At 71.3% G+C, this 16,186-nt stretch carries 15 protein-coding genes and 1 riboswitch; of the genes, 9 read left to right on the top strand and 6 right to left on the bottom strand.

What is annotated here, in order from left to right; genetic code table 11:
• Positions 1-220 precede the first annotated feature (220 nt).
• Positions 221-1,876, top strand: coding sequence for a diguanylate cyclase CdgB (gene cdgB, locus IF37_RS0101560; protein ID WP_030734832.1), 1,656 nt, complete (start codon positions 221-223; stop codon positions 1,874-1,876).
• A gap of 117 nt (positions 1,877-1,993) precedes the next feature.
• Positions 1,994-2,905, top strand: a complete 912-nt coding sequence (locus tag IF37_RS0101555; RefSeq protein ID WP_030734830.1) for a carbohydrate-binding protein — start codon at positions 1,994-1,996, stop codon at positions 2,903-2,905.
• 90 nt (positions 2,906-2,995) lie between these two features.
• Here IF37_RS0101555 and IF37_RS41385 read toward each other — a convergent pair whose 3' ends face one another.
• The 4 genes from IF37_RS41385 to IF37_RS0101540 form a co-directional block, all read right to left on the bottom strand.
• On the bottom strand, positions 2,996-3,343 hold the full coding sequence (locus IF37_RS41385) for a peptidase inhibitor family I36 protein (RefSeq protein ID WP_158727268.1): 348 nt from the start codon (positions 3,341-3,343) through the stop codon (positions 2,996-2,998).
• A gap of 139 nt (positions 3,344-3,482) precedes the next feature.
• Positions 3,483-4,400, bottom strand: coding sequence for a 1-phosphofructokinase family hexose kinase (locus IF37_RS0101550; RefSeq protein WP_030734828.1), 918 nt, complete (start codon positions 4,398-4,400; stop codon positions 3,483-3,485).
• Between the two features lie 122 nt (positions 4,401-4,522).
• The gene (gene nagA, locus IF37_RS0101545) at positions 4,523-5,650 is read right to left on the bottom strand and encodes an N-acetylglucosamine-6-phosphate deacetylase (protein ID WP_030734826.1); all 1,128 of its coding nucleotides are present in this window, start codon (positions 5,648-5,650) and stop codon (positions 4,523-4,525) included.
• A gap of 74 nt (positions 5,651-5,724) precedes the next feature.
• Positions 5,725-6,702 carry an ROK family protein gene (locus IF37_RS0101540; RefSeq protein ID WP_030734824.1) on the bottom strand — a complete coding sequence of 326 codons (978 nt, stop codon included), beginning with the start codon at positions 6,700-6,702 and terminating at the stop codon, positions 5,725-5,727.
• Between the two features lie 112 nt (positions 6,703-6,814).
• Between IF37_RS0101540 and IF37_RS0101535 the strand changes: the two genes are divergently transcribed.
• The 3 genes from IF37_RS0101535 (at position 6,815) to otsB (ending at position 9,238) form a co-directional block, all read left to right on the top strand.
• Complete coding sequence (locus IF37_RS0101535; protein ID WP_030734821.1) at positions 6,815-8,068, top strand: extracellular solute-binding protein; 1,254 nt, start codon at positions 6,815-6,817, stop codon at positions 8,066-8,068.
• Between the two features lie 33 nt (positions 8,069-8,101).
• Positions 8,102-8,326, top strand: coding sequence for a DUF3263 domain-containing protein (locus IF37_RS0101530; protein WP_030734819.1), 225 nt, complete (start codon positions 8,102-8,104; stop codon positions 8,324-8,326).
• Between the two features lie 78 nt (positions 8,327-8,404).
• Positions 8,405-9,238, top strand: a complete 834-nt coding sequence (gene otsB / locus IF37_RS0101525) for a trehalose-phosphatase (protein WP_030734817.1) — start codon at positions 8,405-8,407, stop codon at positions 9,236-9,238.
• On the opposite strand, the gene IF37_RS0101520 is transcribed toward otsB, so the two are convergent.
• Both IF37_RS0101520 and IF37_RS0101515 read right to left on the bottom strand, forming a co-directional pair.
• Positions 9,226-10,665, bottom strand: coding sequence for a trehalose-6-phosphate synthase (locus tag IF37_RS0101520; protein WP_106981693.1), 1,440 nt, complete (start codon positions 10,663-10,665; stop codon positions 9,226-9,228). The genes otsB and IF37_RS0101520 overlap by 13 nt on opposite strands.
• 74 nt (positions 10,666-10,739) lie before the next feature.
• A complete protein-coding gene (locus IF37_RS0101515; protein WP_030734813.1) occupies positions 10,740-11,690 on the bottom strand; it encodes a glucosyl-3-phosphoglycerate synthase in 951 nt (316 codons plus the stop codon).
• Between the two features lie 156 nt (positions 11,691-11,846).
• A riboswitch (SAM riboswitch) is annotated at positions 11,847-12,003 on the top strand.
• A gap of 17 nt (positions 12,004-12,020) precedes the next feature.
• Here IF37_RS0101515 and thrC point away from each other — a divergent pair.
• The 4 genes from thrC to groL all read left to right on the top strand — a co-directional run bounded on the left by thrC (position 12,021) and on the right by groL (position 16,129).
• Positions 12,021-13,301 (top strand): threonine synthase, encoded by a 1,281-nt coding sequence (thrC, locus tag IF37_RS0101510; RefSeq protein WP_030734811.1) that lies wholly within the window; start codon positions 12,021-12,023, stop codon positions 13,299-13,301.
• Positions 13,298-13,573: a MoaD/ThiS family protein gene (locus IF37_RS0101505; RefSeq protein WP_030734809.1), complete on the top strand. Its 276-nt coding sequence runs from the start codon at positions 13,298-13,300 to the stop codon at positions 13,571-13,573. Before thrC ends, IF37_RS0101505 begins: the two co-directional genes overlap by 4 nt.
• Before the next feature lie 431 nt (positions 13,574-14,004).
• Positions 14,005-14,208: a cold-shock protein gene (locus IF37_RS0101500; RefSeq protein ID WP_004929928.1), complete on the top strand. Its 204-nt coding sequence runs from the start codon at positions 14,005-14,007 to the stop codon at positions 14,206-14,208.
• Between the two features lie 298 nt (positions 14,209-14,506).
• Entirely contained in the window at positions 14,507-16,129 is a 1,623-nt protein-coding gene (gene groL / locus IF37_RS0101495; protein ID WP_030734805.1) for a chaperonin GroEL, read from the top strand.
• The last annotated feature ends 57 nt before the right edge of the window (positions 16,130-16,186 follow it).

Below are 16,186 nucleotides of genomic sequence, written 5' to 3'. Positions count from 1 at the left end.
ACGCGGGAACTCCACTCAATTGTTCACCTTTTGCTGTGACTTGAGTCACAAGGGGCAGGAATTGTTGACCCTGTGTACCGAGTGGGCAGCGCGCTGTGATTCAGTGGCGGGAAGCCGCAAGGCAACGCACACCACAACGCGGAGAGCCACCGCGGAAAACGCGGGAGAAGCGCCGAAGACAACCCTTGATTCGCTGCGAGGTCTCGGGGGGAGGGCGAGCATGGAGACCGAGTCGGAACCGTATGTCCGCCTTGCGTCCCTGCGTCAGCTGCACCAGGTCATGGCCGACATGAACACGGCGCGCAGCCTGGCGGACACGCTCCAGACCGTCGCCGACGGCGTCGTGGGCGCCCTCGGGTACGAGATGGCGGCCGTGAACCTGGTACGCCAGGACGGCGATCTCGTGGTCGCCGCCTTCTCCGGCAACTCCGCCGCCGAGTCGCTGATCACCGGCCGGGTCGGCTCCCGCGACTCCTGGGACCGCCGGCTGGTCATGGGCGAACGCTGGGGCGACCTCGTCTTCATACCGCACACCGAGGGCTGGGTCCTCGACGACGACGACGTCCCGCAGTGGTACACCGACGGGCCCGAGCCGCGCTTCGAGGACGAGTGGCACCCCTCCGACCGGCTCTTCGCGCCCATGTACACCCCGGGCGTGCAGGGCGGCTCCTGCGGTGAGCTGCTCGGCGTGATATCCGTCGACCGGCCGCGCAACGGCCGCCGGCCCGGCGCCTGGGGCCGCGAGGCCCTCCAGATGTACGCGTTCCAGGCCGCCATCGCGATCAGCAACGCGCGGCTGCGGGCCAACATGCAGCGCGCCCTGGTCCGCCTGGAGCGCGAGCAGCAGGCCCTGCGCGCCAGCGAGGAATCCTTCCGGCAGGCGTTCGAGTACGCCCCCTCCGGCATGGCCATCGCCGAGATGGGCGGGGACCAGCACGGCCGCATCCTGCGGGCCAACGACGCCCTGTGCCGGCTGCTCTGCCGCCCCGCCTCCGCGATGCGCCGCTACTCCTTCGCCGACCTCGTCCACCCCGAGGACATCGGCACGCTGCTGCGCACCTCGGCCGAGGGCGGGCGGGCGGAACTCCGGCTCGGCCGCCGGGACGGCACGTACGTCTGGGTGTCCCTGCGCAACAGCGTGGTCGCGGACGCCACCGACGGCCCGCGCTTCCTGCTCACCCACGTCGAGGACATAGAGGAGCGCAAGCGGCGCGAGCTCCAGCTCGCCCACCGGGCCTCCCACGACTCGCTGACCGGCCTGCCGAACTCCGCCGAGCTGCGCTCGCGGCTGTCGGCCCGGCTGTGCCAGCGCCCCGCCCACGCCGACGCGGTCGACTCGCTGGACGCGGCCTACGGCCACCCCGCCTTCGACGCCCCCGCCGGCCACGGCTTCGACTTCGCGCCGGGCGCGGAGGCGTACGACGCCTACGACCACCATGTGCACACCGTCGCCCCGGCGGACGGCCGCGACGACGGCACCAAGGGCCTCGCGGTCCTCTTCTGCGACCTCGACGGCTTCAAGTCGATCAACGACCGGTTCGGGCACAACGCGGGCGACGCGGTCCTCATCGAGGTGGCCCGGCGGCTGAGCAACGGCGTCCGGGACGGCGACACGGTCGCCCGGCTCGGCGGCGACGAGTTCGTCATCCTCGCCGACGGCCTCGGCCGGGCGGACGCCCAGGACCTCGCCGTACGGCTGCGCAACGAGATCATCCAGCCGATCCGGGCCGAGGGCCGGGCGGTGCGGGTGGGCGCCAGTTTCGGCATCGGCTGGGCGCACTGCGGCATGACGGCGGACGAGGTGCTGAAGTCAGCTGACGAGCGGATGTACGTAGAGAAACGATCTCGTCCCAAACAACACCGACGTGCCGGATGATCCCCAGGTCAGCGCGCTGATGCGGTCTGAGTCACCCGTTTGGACGAATGAGAACGGGTAGGCTCGCCATTCCAACCCTTACCGCATCCGCCCGCACCTGTTGAGGAGTACCAAGGGATGACGCCCGGCGACAACGGCGCGAGCACGCCCGAGGATGACGACCCGTTCGGCTACCTGTACGCAGACGGCCAGGCCCGGGGAGCCCAGCCGCCGTCCGGCGGGGGTTACGGCTACCCGAACTCGGTCAGCAGGGTGCGCGCGGTCGGTGAGCGCCAGTACGGCCAGCAGCAGGCCACCTACGGCCAGGGCGTGCCCCAGCAGGGCGGGTACGGCCAGCCGAGCGCGCACTACCAGGCGCCGGAGACGCTGCCCGGGGGCGCCCCGTCCGGCCGCCGGGCCGCGCCGCAGAACACCGGCCGCCGCGGCCCGAACACCAAGGGACTGCTGATCGGCGCGATAGCGGTGGTCGCCGCGGTCGTCATCGGCATCGGCGTCGCGATGATCAACGGCAACACGGACGACGACAAGTCCGGCGACCAGGCCCAGCCCGGCCCCACGCAGTCCCAGACCAGCAGCCCGAGCCCTTCGGGAAGCAGCTCGGCGACGCCGGGTGAGCTGCCGAAGAGCGACGCGGAGGCCCTTGGTCTGGACGGCGGAGCCACCAAGGCGTCCGACGTCAAGGGTGCCAAGGCCACCGGCGGCGTCTATGTGACCGGCTTCAACCAGGTGGGGGCCAAGGTCACTTGGGTTGTCAACGGCATCCAGAACGCCGGCACCTACCGACTGTACGTGCGCTACGGCGTCCCAGGCGCAGACGCCAACGCGACCCTGCTGGTCAACGGCCAGGCGAACACGCAGCCGCTGAACATGAAGAACTTCGGCAACACTCCCGCAGGTGACTGGGAGAAGGGCTGGAAGACCACGTGGGCCAACGTCAACCTGAACGAGGGCACCAACACGATCGTGGTCGCCTGCAATGACGGCAACCAGTGCAATGCCGTCCTGGACCAGCTCTACATCACCAAGTAGAGGCCGATGCGGTCCGTCAATCGCGACAGCCGCCGGAAGTGTTGATTTCCGGCGGCTGCCGAACATTGCGACTTCCCGCTTTGGCGCACCTCAGCCGAAAATTTCGACCCCGTTGGCGCTGCCAGGGTCGTTCGCGTAGGTGCCCGGCTTCAGAGTGACCAGCTTGGTGCCGGTCCCGCAGCCGAGGGTGACCTTCCAGAAAGCCAGAGTGTAAGAAGTCTGGTTCGAGACGGATCGGGCGATGTGGTCGAGGGGGTAACAGCCGGGCGCTTCGGAGTAGACTGTCCTGGTTCCGGTCCTGTTCGTCCCCGACCATCCGCAGAACTTGCCCTTCGGGCAGGTGTTGGGGTCGGCCGCCGCAGCCGGTGTGGCAAAGGTGCCGCCCAGCAATGCGCCGGTGACGGCGATTGTTGTCAGGCTTTTCTTGAGTACGCTCACAGGTCCTCGTTCCCGAACTGTTCGCTTTCGGTCGATGTAGCGAACGGGATGATCATCTGATCATCCCGGTGACATGAGGAACAGGGCCTTTCCCGGCCAAACTGCCAGGCGGGCATGTCCCGTGAGCGTTTGCAGGGCTTCACGCCACCGTCACCGACACTCGCGCAAGGAGTTTCTCGTAGGCCGCGCGGTCGAAGTCGCCCGCTGTCGGGGACCGCACGGTCGCCGTCGACAGGGCGACCGCGCGGGTCAGGCGGTCCGGCCAGGGCAGCCGTTCCACCAGGCCCGACAGCAGGCCCGCCACCGCCGAGTCGCCCGCGCCGGTCGGGTTGCCGGGCAGGGCGGCGGGCGGGGTGGCGCGCCAGCGGCCCTCGGGGGTGACGGCGAGCAGCCCCTCGGCGCCGAGGGAGGCGACCACCGCGTGCGCCCCGCGCCGGCGGGCGTCCTGGGTGGCGCGCGACGGCTCGTGCGAGCCGGTGAGTTCGGCCAGTTCCTCGGCGTTGGGCTTGATCAGGTCCGGGCGGGCGGCGACCCCGCGGCGCAGCGGTTCCCCGCTGGTGTCCAGCAGGACCGGGACGCTGGCGGCGCGGGCCGTGCGGACCAGGTTGGCGTACGCCCCCACGGGCACCCCCGGTGGCAGGCTGCCGCAGAGCGCCACCGCCGCCGCGCCGGTCACCAGTTCCTCGTACCGGTCCAGGAAGGCGCCCCACTCGGCCGGGGCGATCTGCGGGCCGGGCTCGTTGAGCTGGGTGGTGTCGCCCGACCGGCCGTCCACCACGGCGATCGTGCGGCGGGTGGGTCCGACGGCCGTGACCAGCGCGTCCGTCAGCCGTTCGGTCTCCGCGAGCCGCTCCCGCAGCACGCGCCCGGTCGGCCCGCCCGCGAATCCGGTGACCGTCACCTCGTGGCCGAGCGCGGCCAGCACCCGGGCCACGTTCACGCCCTTGCCGCCGGGCCGCTCGACGACCTCCGTGACGCGGTGCGAGGTGTGCGGCCGGAGCGATCGCACCCGGTAGGTGATGTCGAGAGCGGTGTTCAGTGTGACCGTGAGGATCACCCGGGCCGACCTCCCTCGAAGTCCCTGCGCGTGTCATCGGTTTCCGGGGCCACGATCATGCCAAAGAGACGGCGGCCGGCCCAGTCCCGGGTCGGCCGCCGTGCGGGGAAAACCTGGACGGATCAGGCCAGTTGGGGCGCGACGACCCACTCGCCCCGCCGCATCACGCCCTTCAGCTCGAAGTCGGCGTCCAGCAGGACGAGGTCGGCGTCCTTGCCGGGCTCCAGGGAGCCGATGCGGTCGGAGAGGCCGAGCAGCCGGGCCGGGTTGGCCGACAGGGCGGTCACGGCGTCCTCCACGGACAGCTTGTCGACGGTGACCGCTCGCCGGAAGGCGCGGTCCAGGGTGAGTGTGGAGCCCGCGATCGAACCGCCCTCCACCAGCCGGGCCACGCCCTCGCTGACCTCGACCTCCAGCGGGCCGAGCATGTAGCGGCCGTCGCCGATGCCGGCCGCGTCCATCGCGTCGGTGATGAACGCGACCCGGTCCGCGCCCGCGTGCCGGAACGCCAGCTCCAGCGCGGCGGGGTGCAGATGGGTGCCGTCGTTGATCAGCTCGACGGTGACCCGCTCGTCCTCCAGCAGGGCGGCGATCGGGCCGGGCGCGCGGTGGTTCAGGGCGGGCATGGCGTTGAAGAGGTGGGTGGCGACCGTGGCGCCCGCGTCGATCGCCGCCACCGTCTGCTCGTAACTGGCGTCCGTGTGCCCGATGGCCGCGATCACACCGTGCTCGGCGAGCAGCCGTACGGAGTCGATGCCGCCGGGCAGCTCGGTGGCGAGGGTGACCATCTTCGCCTGGCCGCGCGCCGCGTCGATCAGCTTGCGCACCTCGGCCGGTTCCGGGTCGCGCAGCAGTGCCTCGGAGTGGGCGCCCTTGCGGCACGGCGAGATGAACGGGCCCTCGAAGTGGATGCCGGCGATCTCGCCCTGCTCGGCCAGTTCGCTGAGCAGTCCGGCCTGGTGGACCAGCAGGTCCGTCTCGTCTGTGACGGTGGAGGCGACGAGCGTGGTGGTGCCGTGCGCGCGGTGCGTGTGGATGGCCTTGAGGATGTCCTCCGGCGTGCCGGAGAAGGAGGCCCCGCCGCCGCCGTGGTTGTGGATGTCGACGAAGCCGGGGAGCAGCCAGTGCCCGCTCACGTCGACGCGCCGGGCGCCGGCCGGCGCCTCGGCGGCGATGCGCGTGCCGTCGACGGCCAGCTGTCCGTTCCGCACGGTGCCGGTCGGGAGGACCACGTGCGCGCCGGTCAGCACCAGCGGGTTCGTCGTGGTGGTCCGCGCCGCCGGCGGGGCGCTGTCCGCACCCGGAGTTTCCCGCTCGTTGGCCATCAGGTGCTTACCTCCGCAGTCGTTGGGGTGGTGGTCGCCAGCAGGTCCCGCGCGAGCAGCCCCGCGCCCAGGCAGCCGGCCGTGTCGCCGAGGGCGGCGGGGACGATGGTGGGCAGTTTCTGGAAGGTGACCCGCCGCCGGACGGCGTCCCGCAGGGGCCGGAACAACACGTCCCCCGCCTCGGCGAGCCCGCCACCGATGATCAGCGTGCGGGGGTCCAGCAGGGTGACGGCGGTGACCAGCCCGTCGGCGAGCGCGTCCACCGCCTCCTGCCAGACCCGGACGGCGTTCGGGTCACCGGACGCGACGGCCTCGGCGCAGTCCGCCGCGTCCGCGTCCGGGTCGCCGGAGGCCGCGGCCCAGGCCGCGCTGACGGCGGACGCGGAGGCGTACCGCTCCAGGCAGCCGCGCTGCCCGCAGGGGCAGGCCGTGCCGCCGGGCCGTACGACGATGTGGCCGATCTCGCCGGCGAAGCCGTGCGCGCCGGCCTCCACCCGTCCGTCCAGGCCGATGGCGCCGGCGATCCCGGTGCCCAGCGGTACGAACAGGAACCGGTCCGTGCCCCGGCCCGCGCCGATCCGGCCCTCCGCGAGGCCGCCGGTGCGGACGTCGTGGCCGAGGGCGACGGGCACCCCGAGCCGGTCGGCGAGCAGGGAGCGCAGGGGTACGTCCCGCCAGCCGAGGTTGGCGGCGTAGACGGCGGTGCCGGTCGCCTCGTCGACGATGCCGGGGACCGCGATGCCGGCCGCGCGGGCGGGCTCGCCGTACCGCTCGACGCCGTGCGCGCGCAACTCGGCGGCGAAGTCGAGGATGTCCGCCACGACCGCCTCGGGGCCGCGCTCGCGGCCGGTGGCGCGGCGGGCGCGGTGCAGCAGTGCGCCGTCGTCGCCGACGAGGGCGGCTTTCATCGCGGTACCGCCCACGTCGAGGGCGATGACATGTCTCACCACGGGGCCTAGTGTGACCCTCGCACCCATGAGAGGTCTAGTCCACTCGCGTGGTGTAGACCTTATGTGTCCATATGTTGAACGGTCAGACAGCAGGGTTGGGGTTTTGAGGGTGCGTCGGCGTACGGCAGGAACGATCGCGGTGGTGTCCGCACTGGGCATGACGGCGGTCCTCGGCGGCTGCGGGAGCACGGGCTCCGCCGACGTGACCATCCGGCTCGTCGCCGCCGACTACGGCGACACCGCCGCGAACAGCTCCAAGAAGTACTGGGACGCCCTGGCCAAGGAGTACGAGTCCCGGAACCCCGAGGTGAAGGTCGAGGTCAGCGTCTACTCCTGGAACGACGTCGACCGCAAGGTCAAGGAGATGGTCGACGCCGGCGACGCCCCCGACATGGCCCAGATCGGCGCCTACGCCGACTACGCCGCCGAGGGAAAGCTGTACCCGGTCTCCGACTTGCTCTCCATCCGCACCCAGGCCGACTTCCTCTCCCAGCTCTCCGACGCGGGCCAGTGGAAGCACACGCAGTACGGCATCCCGTTCGCCGCCTCCACGCGCGTGCTCTTCTACAACAAGACCCTGTTCGCCAAGGCCGGCATCACCCCGCCCACCACCTGGGACGAGCTGGCCGCCGACGCCGCGGCGCTGAAGGACAAGGGCGTGAAGTACCCCGTCGCGCTGCCGCTCGGCCCCGAGGAGGCCCAGGCCGAGACCATGCAGTGGCTGCTCGGCGGCGGCAACGGCGGCAGCGGCTACACCGACGACATCGGCACCTACACGATCGACTCCGCCGCCAACGTCTCGACCTTCACCTGGCTCAAGGACGAGCTGGTCGACAAGGGCCTGACCGGGCCGGTCGCCCCCGGCAGGCTCAACCGCGCCGCCGCCTTCGCGGCCTTCGCCGACGGCCGGGTCGGCATGGTCAACGGACACCCGACGCTGATCCGGCAGGCCGCGAAGAAGGGCGTGGACTTCGGCATGGTCCCGACGCCCGGCCGCACCGGCAAGGCCCGGGCGTCCGTGGGCGTCGCCGACTGGATGATGGGCTTCAAGCAGAAGGGGCACGCCGACCAGGTCGGCGACTTCCTCGACTTCGTCTACAGCAGGAAGAACGTCCTGGACTTCTCCCGGGACTACGGACTGCTGCCGGTGACCAGCTCCGCCTCCACCGCCATGACCAGCTCGGACAAGGCCGTCGACAAGTCCCTGCGCCCCTTCCTCGAGCAGCTCCCCACCTCCGAGCTGTACCCCGTCGGCAAGACCTCCTGGGCGGCGGTCAGCGCGGCCGTGAAGCAGAACATCGGCCAGGCCGTCGCCGTCGGCGGCAGCCCCTCCGGTGTCCTCACCCGGCTCCAGTCCACCGCCACGGCGGCCGACAGCCGTACCGCGAGCTAGGGGGTGTCGGTGCCCGGCGCTACCGTGGCTGTCATGGAACTGGGCAGCCGCGAGAAGGCCATCCTCGCGCTGGAGCGCCGGGGCTTCTCCGGGGCCGGCGCGAAGGAGCGCGCGATCCGCGAGGAGCTGGGCCTGGCCCCGGTCCGCTACTACCAGCTCCTCAACGCCCTGCTGGACGACGCACGGGCCCTGGCCCACGACCCGGTGACGGTCAACCGCCTGCGCCGCGTGCGCGAGACGCGCCGCGCCGAACGCTGAGCCGGCGCGCGCGACTCCGGGCGGAGCGGGACGCGCGACCCCAGGCGTGAGCGGGCCCGCACCGGATACTGTCCCGGTATGGACGCATCGCCCACCCCGCGGACCCAGCCCGGCCGGGACGGTCTCGCCGCCCTGCTCGCGCGGCCGCGCACCGCGCTGATCGGCCTCGACTTCGACGGCACCCTGGCCCCCATCGTCGCCGACCCCGAGCAGGCCCGCGCGCACCCCGACGCCGTCCCCGCACTGGCCGTGCTCGCCCCGGAGGTCGCCTCCGTCGCCGTGATCACCGGCCGCCCGGCCGAGGTGGCGGTCCGCCACGGCGGCTTCGCCGGCGTCCCCGGCCTGGAACACCTCACCGTCCTCGGCCACTACGGCGCCGAACGCTGGGACGCGGCCACCGGCACGGTCACCGCGCCGCCCGCGCACCCCGGCGTCGCCGCCGTCCGCGCGGAACTGCCCGGCCTGCTGGAGCGCGCCGGGGCCGGCGAGGGCACCTGGATCGAGGAGAAGGGCCGGGCCCTCGCGGTCCACACCCGCCGCGCCGCCGACCCGCAGGCCACGTTCGAGGCCCTGCGCGCCCCCCTCGCCGACCTCGCCGCCCGGCACGGCCTGATCGTCGAACCCGGCCGGCTGGTCCTGGAACTGCGCCCGCCGGGCATGGACAAGGGCGTGGCCCTGCTGGACCACGCCCGCGCCACCGGCGCCGGCTGCGTCGTCTACGCCGGTGACGACCTGGGCGACCTGCCCGCCTTCGCCGCGGTCGAGGAACTCCGGCGGAACGGCACCCCCGGCCTGCTGGTGTGCAGCGGCAGCACGGAGGTCACGGAGCTGGCCGAACGGGCCGACCTGGTGGTGGACGGCCCGCGGGGCGTGGTGGAACTGCTGCGCGGACTCGCGGCTCAGCTCGGCTGACCGGTCAGCTCCCGGAGCTGGTCCAGGAACCACCGGGCGGGCGGCAGCGCGGTCGCGGCGGCGGCCAGCCGCTTGGAGCGGGCCGCCCGCTCCTCCGCCGGCAGGCCCAGCGCCTCGTGCAGCGCGCGCGCCGTGCCCGTGATGTCGTACGGGTTCACCGTGAACGCGTCCTCGCCCAGCTCCTCATGCGCCCCGGCCTCCCGGGACAGCACCAGCGCGCAGCCCGCGTCCGAGACGACCGGCACCTCCTTGGCGACCAGGTTCATACCGTCCCGGATGGGGTTGACCAGCGCCACGTCGGCCAGCCGGTACGCGGCGAGGGAGCGGGCGAAGTCGTCCTTCACGTGCAGCACCACCGGGGTCCAGCCCGGCGTGCCGTACCGCTCGTTGATCTCGTCCGCCACCCGCCGCACCTCGGCGGTGTAGTCGCGGTACACGGCGAGGTCCTGCCGGGAGGGGTAGGCGAACGCCACGTGCACCACCCGCTCGCGCCACTCGGGGTGGTCGTCGAGCAGCTGCCGGTAGGCCAGCAGCCCGCGCACGATGTTCTTGGACAGCTCCGTGCGGTCCACCCGGACGATCGCCCGGCGCCCCGGACCGATCTCCTCCCGCAGCGCAGCCATCCGCTCGGCCACGTCCTCCCGGTGCGCCCGCTCGCGCAGGAAGTCGGCGTCCGCGCCCAGCCCGTGCACCCCGATCCGGGTGCCGGACGGGATGCCGGGGCCGAGCACCGCGTGGCAGCAGGCGGTGAAGGCGTCCGCCCACCGCCGGGTGAGGAACGCCGCCCGGTCCGCGCCCAGGATGCCGGTGAGCAGCTCGGCCGCGATGTCGTCGGGCAGCAGCCGGAAGTAGTCCGGCGGGGCCCACGGGGTGTGCGAGAAGTGACCGATGCGCAGGTCGGGACGGAGCCGGCGGAGCATCCGGGGGGCGAGGGCCAGGTGGTAGTCCTGGATCAGCACCGCCGCGCCCTCGGCCGCCTCCTCGGCCAGCGCCTCGGCGAACGCCTGGTTGTACGCCCGGTAGGCCGCCCACTGCCGCCGGAACTCCGCGTCGAACACCGGCTCCAGCGGGGTCTGGTACAGCATGTGGTGGACGAACCAGAGCACCGAGTTGGCGATGCCGTTGTACGCGTCGGCGTGCACGGCCGCGTCGATGTCGAGCATCCGGACCCGCTGTCCGCCGGTGTCCCCGGCCGGCAGCAGCCCGCCGTCCGCGCGCCCGACGGCGGCGCGGTCGCCGTCGCCCAGCGCGGCGCACACCCAGACGGAGTCCGTGTCCGGACCGATGGCGGACAGTCCCGAGACCAGTCCTCCGCCGCCCCGCCGGGCGTGCAGCGAGCCGTCCTGTCGTACCTGGTAGGAGACCGGGCCGCGGTTGGACGCGACCAGCACCTGAGCCTTTTCGGCAGCACCGTGCGAGGAAGCCATACGCCTCAACCTAGCCCCGACCGCAAACCCTCAAACGTGCGGTCCGCTCCGGTGGGCGACCGCGTCCGCACCGTTCACGCCACCTTCCGCTCGGTGTACTCGGCGATCTCCACCATGGGCGGCCGTTCCTCGGTGTCGACCGAGTAGGTACGCGGCTCGAAACCGTCCTCGCCCCGTTCGAACTGGGTCAGCGCGGGCCGGACCAGGTGGCCTCGGGCCAGCCGGAGCTGGGCGGTGCGGTAGATGGCGGCGGCCATCCGGCCGAGGGCCTGGCCGTCCTGGTGCCGGTGCTTGCGCACGCCCACGTCCACCTGGGCCAGCGCGTCCAGGCCGGCCAGGTGCAGCGCGTCCACCAGCATGCCCAGCTCCACGCCGTAGCCGACCGGGAAGGGGAGCTGTTCCAGCAGGGAGCGGCGGGCCGCGTACTCGCCGCCCAGCGGCTGCACGAACCCGGCCAGCCGCGGCCAGTGCATGTTCAGCAGCGGACGGGCCATCAGTTCGGTGACCCGGCCGCCCTGCCCGGAGAGGCCGGCGCCGGTGAGCGGCCGGTCGTACATCGCCTTGACCAGGTCGACGCCGGGGTCGGTGAGCAGCGGGCCGACGATCCCGGTGACGAAGTCGGAGGAGAACTCCCGCAGGTCGGCGTCGACGAAGCAGAGGATGTCCCCGCCGGTCACCAGCAGCGAGCGCCAGAGGACTTCACCCTTGCCGGGGACGGCGGGGAGCCGGGGCAGGATCTCGTCCCGGTGGACCACCCGGGCGCCCGCGCGCGCGGCGACCTCGGCGGTGCGGTCGGTGGAGCCGGAGTCGACGACCACGATCTCGTCGACGAGCGGGATCTGCTCCACGAGGTCGTGCCGGACGACGGTGACGATGTCGCCGACCGTCTCCTCCTCGTTCAGCGCGGGCAGCACGACGCTGACCGTCTGTCCCGTGCGCTGCTTGGCGGCCAGGAGCTGGTGCGGTGGGCGGTCGGCCACGGACCAGGAGCGGGTGCTCAGCCAGCGCTCGACTTCTTCCAGCACGGTCGGTGGCTCCTCACTGTCACGACCACACGTCACCGTGTGATGCATCTCGCGGTTCGGACGACTATCTCAACTGTCCTGGCCGTCGGTTACAGTCTTGAACAACGCCGGTGACCATCGCATGTCGGGGGTCGGCGGGCGTCCACAACCGCATACAGCTCATCCAGAGGGGCAGAGGGACACGGCCCGATGAAGCCCCGGCAACCCTCCAGCCGGTTCTCGTAGATCAGTTCTGATCGTTTCCGCGAGGCTCCCGGCTAGGGAAGGTGCCAAATCCGTCTCATGGCGAAACGCGTCGTGAGGAAGATGAGGAGAAAGGGCCTCGCCTCCATGGCTGTGCAGACAGTTGCCACCACCGACTCCACCGTCGACCTCGGTCCCGCCTCGGCCCTGAGCTGTCGCGAGTGCGGCCACCGGGTGCCGCTCGGCCCGGTCTTCGCCTGCGAGGAGTGTTTCGGCCCGCTGGAGATCGCCTACGACTTCTCCGGACTCGACGCCGAGGAACTGCGCCGGCGCATCGAAGCGGGCCCCGCGAACATCTGGCGGTACGCGCCGCTGCTGCCCGTCCCGGCGGACGTCGCCGGCAAGCCCAACCTCAATCCGGGCTGGACCAACCTCGTCAAGGCCGACAACCTGGCGCGCGAGCTGGGCGTGACCGGCGGCCTGTACGTGAAGGACGACTCCGGCAACCCGACCCACTCCTTCAAGGACCGCGTGGTCGCCCAGGCCCTGGAGGCCGCCCGCGCCTTCGGCTTCACCACGCTCTCCTGCTCCTCCACCGGCAACCTCGCCGGTGCCGTCGGCGCCGCCGCCGCCCGGGCCGGGCTGCGCTCCTGTGTGTTCATCCCGCACGACCTGGAGCAGGGCAAGATCGTCATGGCCGCGGTCTACGGCGGTGAACTCGTCGGCATCGAGGGCAACTACGACGACGTGAACCGCTTCTGCTCCGAGCTGATCGGCGACCCGGCCGGCGAGGGCTGGGGCTTCGTCAACGTCAACCTGCGGCCGTACTACGCGGAGGGCTCCAAGACCCTGGCGTACGAGATCTGCGAGCAGCTCGGCTGGCGGCTGCCGGACCAGATCGTGGTCCCGATCGCCTCCGGCTCCCAGCTCACGAAGATCGACAAGGGTCTGCGGGAGCTGATCGCGCTGGGGCTGGTCGAGGACCGGCCGTACAAGATCTTCGGCGCGCAGGCCGCGGGCTGTTCGCCGGTGTCCACCGCCTTCAAGGCCGGGCATGACGTGGTCCGCCCGCAGAAGCCGGACACCATCGCCAAGTCGCTCGCCATCGGCAACCCGGCCGACGGGCCGTACGTCCTCGACATCGCCCGCCGCACCGGCGGCGCCGTGGAGGACGTCACGGACGAGGAGATCGTGGACGCCATCAAGCTGCTGGCGCGCACGGAGGGCGTCTTCGCGGAGACGGCGGGCGGGGTGACCGTCGGCGTCACCCGCAAGCTGATCGAGAACGGCGTGCTGGACCCGGCGAAGACCACGGTCGTCCTCAACACCGGCGACGGCCTGAAGACCCTCGACGCGGTGGCCGGCACCGGCCTGACCGCCACCATCCGCCCGACCCTGGACTCCTTCCGAGAGGCTGGCCTCGCATGAGCGTGACCGTTCGCATCCCCACCATCCTGCGCACCTACACCGGCGGCCGGGCCGAGGTCGGCGCGGAGGGCGCGACCCTCGGCGAGGTCATCGCCGACCTGGAGAAGAACCACACCGGGATCGGCGCCCGCGTCCTGGACGACCAGGGCAGGCTGCGCAGGTTCGTGAACGTGTACGTCAACGACGACGACGTCCGCTTCGAGCAGGGACTGGACACGGCGACCCCCGACGGCGCCGGTGTCTCGATCATCCCGGCCGTGGCCGGCGGCTGATCATTACCTCCGGTAACACCGGTAACTGACCGTTCATTCGATTGCCCCCTCCGTGAGAGAAACGGAGGGGGCAATTCAGTGTGATTGAGCGCGGTAGAGTTGGGGAACACGGTCGCGGCCTCCGGGTTGCGGACCTTGGATTTCTCTCGCCCGCCCGACAAGAAGTAGCCAAAGTGTGCGGGTTTTTTGCGCCTTTTGTGGCCTTTGTGTGGCCCGACTTGCCCTGAAGTCGGGCGAATCCTCACCAGAGTCCGGACCTCTCGCGTCCGGATTTCTCGTCCGATTGACCTGTTGCAGACGGCAGTTGGACAGATACATTCGGCCGCGGTCGACGCGTTCCGGCGCACGCCCCCGACCGATTGGGGGGTGAGGTCTGACCCGGGTCCGCGAAGTGTGGATCTGTGCAAGGGCCAGTAATAGGGGAGTTAGGCATGGCTCAGGGCACCGTCAAGTGGTTCAACGCGGAGAAGGGGTACGGCTTCATCGCGGTCGACGGTGGTGCGGACGTCTTCGTCCACTACAGCGCCATTCAGATGGACGGCTACCGCACCCTCGAAGAGGGCCAGCGGGTGGAGTTCGAGATCTCGCAGGGCCAGAAGGGCCCGCAGGCCGACATGGTTCGCCTCAGCGCCTGAACGTTTCTTGTCCGAAGGGCCCGCACCTCGCAGGGGGTGCGGGCCCTTCGCCGTGCCGGGTCACCGGCGTCCGCGGATGGCCGACGGCGCTCCGGACCCCGCTCGGGCGCTTGCACTCGAGCATGCCGAGTGCTAATCATTGCGTTAGCACTCTGAAGGTGAGAGTGACAGTGAAGGACCGGGTCGGTGAGGCCCGCGGGCCGGGTGGGGCAAGGAACCACGAGGCCGGCGAGCCGTCCGTCGCGGGCGCGGGCGCGGTCCGAAGGAATCACCCCCAGTCCTGGAGGGACCACTTCCCATGGCCAAGATCATCTCCTTCGACGAGGAGGCGCGGCGCGGCCTTGAGCGCGGTATGAACCAGCTCGCCGACGCCGTCAAGGTCACCCTCGGCCCCAAGGGCCGCAACGTCGTCCTTGAGAAGAAGTGGGGCGCCCCCACGATCACCAACGATGGTGTGTCCATCGCCAAGGAGATCGAGCTGGAGGACCCGTACGAGAAGATCGGCGCCGAGCTGGTCAAGGAAGTCGCCAAGAAGACGGACGACGTCGCCGGCGACGGTACGACCACCGCGACCGTGCTCGCCCAGGCCCTGGTCAAGGAGGGCCTGCGCAACGTAGCCGCCGGCGCCAACCCGATGGCTCTGAAGCGCGGTATCGAGAAGGCCGTCGAGGCCGTCTCCGCCGCCCTGCTGGAGCAGGCGAAGGACGTGGAGACCAAGGAGCAGATCGCCTCCACCGCGTCCATCTCCGCCGCCGACACCCAGATCGGCGAGCTGATCGCCGAGGCCATGGACAAGGTCGGCAAGGAAGGCGTCATCACCGTCGAGGAGAGCAACACCTTCGGTCTGGAGCTGGAGCTCACCGAGGGCATGCGCTTCGACAAGGGCTACATCTCCGCCTACTTCGCCACCGACATGGAGCGCATGGAGGCGTCGCTCGAGGACCCGTACATCCTCATCGCCAACTCCAAGATCGCCTCCGTCAAGGACCTGCTCCCGCTGCTGGAGAAGGTCATGCAGTCGGGCAAGCCGCTGCTGATCATCGCCGAGGACGTCGAGGGCGAGGCCCTGTCGACCCTGGTCGTCAACAAGATCCGCGGCACCTTCAAGTCCGTCGCCGTCAAGGCCCCGGGCTTCGGTGACCGCCGCAAGGCCATGCTCGGCGACATCGCCATCCTCACGGGCGGCGAGGTCATCTCCGAGGAGGTCGGCCTCAAGCTGGAGAACGCGACCCTGGACCTCCTGGGCCGCGCCCGCAAGGTCGTCATCACCAAGGACGAGACCACCATCGTCGACGGCGCCGGCTCCTCGGAGCAGGTGGGCGGCCGGGTCAACCAGATCCGCGCCGAGATCGAGAACAGCGACTCGGACTACGACCGCGAGAAGCTCCAGGAGCGCCTGGCCAAGCTCGCCGGCGGCGTCGCGGTCATCAAGGCCGGTGCCGCCACCGAGGTGGAGCTCAAGGAGCGCAAGCACCGCATCGAGGACGCCGTCCGCAACGCGAAGGCGGCCGTCGAGGAGGGCATCGTCGCCGGTGGTGGCGTGGCCCTGCTCCAGGCCTCCCAGGTCTTCGAGAAGCTGGAGCTGGAGGGTGACGAGGCGACCGGCGCCAACGCCGTGCGCATCGCCCTGGAGGCCCCGCTGAAGCAGATCGCCGTCAACGCCGGCCTCGAGGGCGGTGTCGTGGTGGAGAAGGTGCGCAACCTGACCCCGGGCCACGGCCTGAACGCCGCGACCGGCGAGTACGTCGACCTGGTCGCCGAGGGCATCATCGACCCGGCGAAGGTGACGCGTTCCGCGCTCCAGAACGCCGCCTCCATCGCGGCGCTGTTCCTCACCACCGAGGCCGTCATCGCCGACAAGCCGGAGAAGGCCGCCGCGCCGGCCGGCGGCGGCATGCCGGGCGGTGACATGGACTTCTGATCGACCCCCGGGTTGATCGGCGTCTGCCAAGCCGAGGGCGGCACCCCCTGTTCCGAC

This window comes from Streptomyces sp. NRRL S-31, assembly GCF_000718775.1.
Taxonomy (GTDB): Bacteria; Actinomycetota; Actinomycetes; order Streptomycetales; family Streptomycetaceae; genus Streptomyces.
The sequence above is the reverse complement of the archived record's forward strand: the minus strand, read 5'-3'. Positions and strand labels throughout refer to the sequence as shown.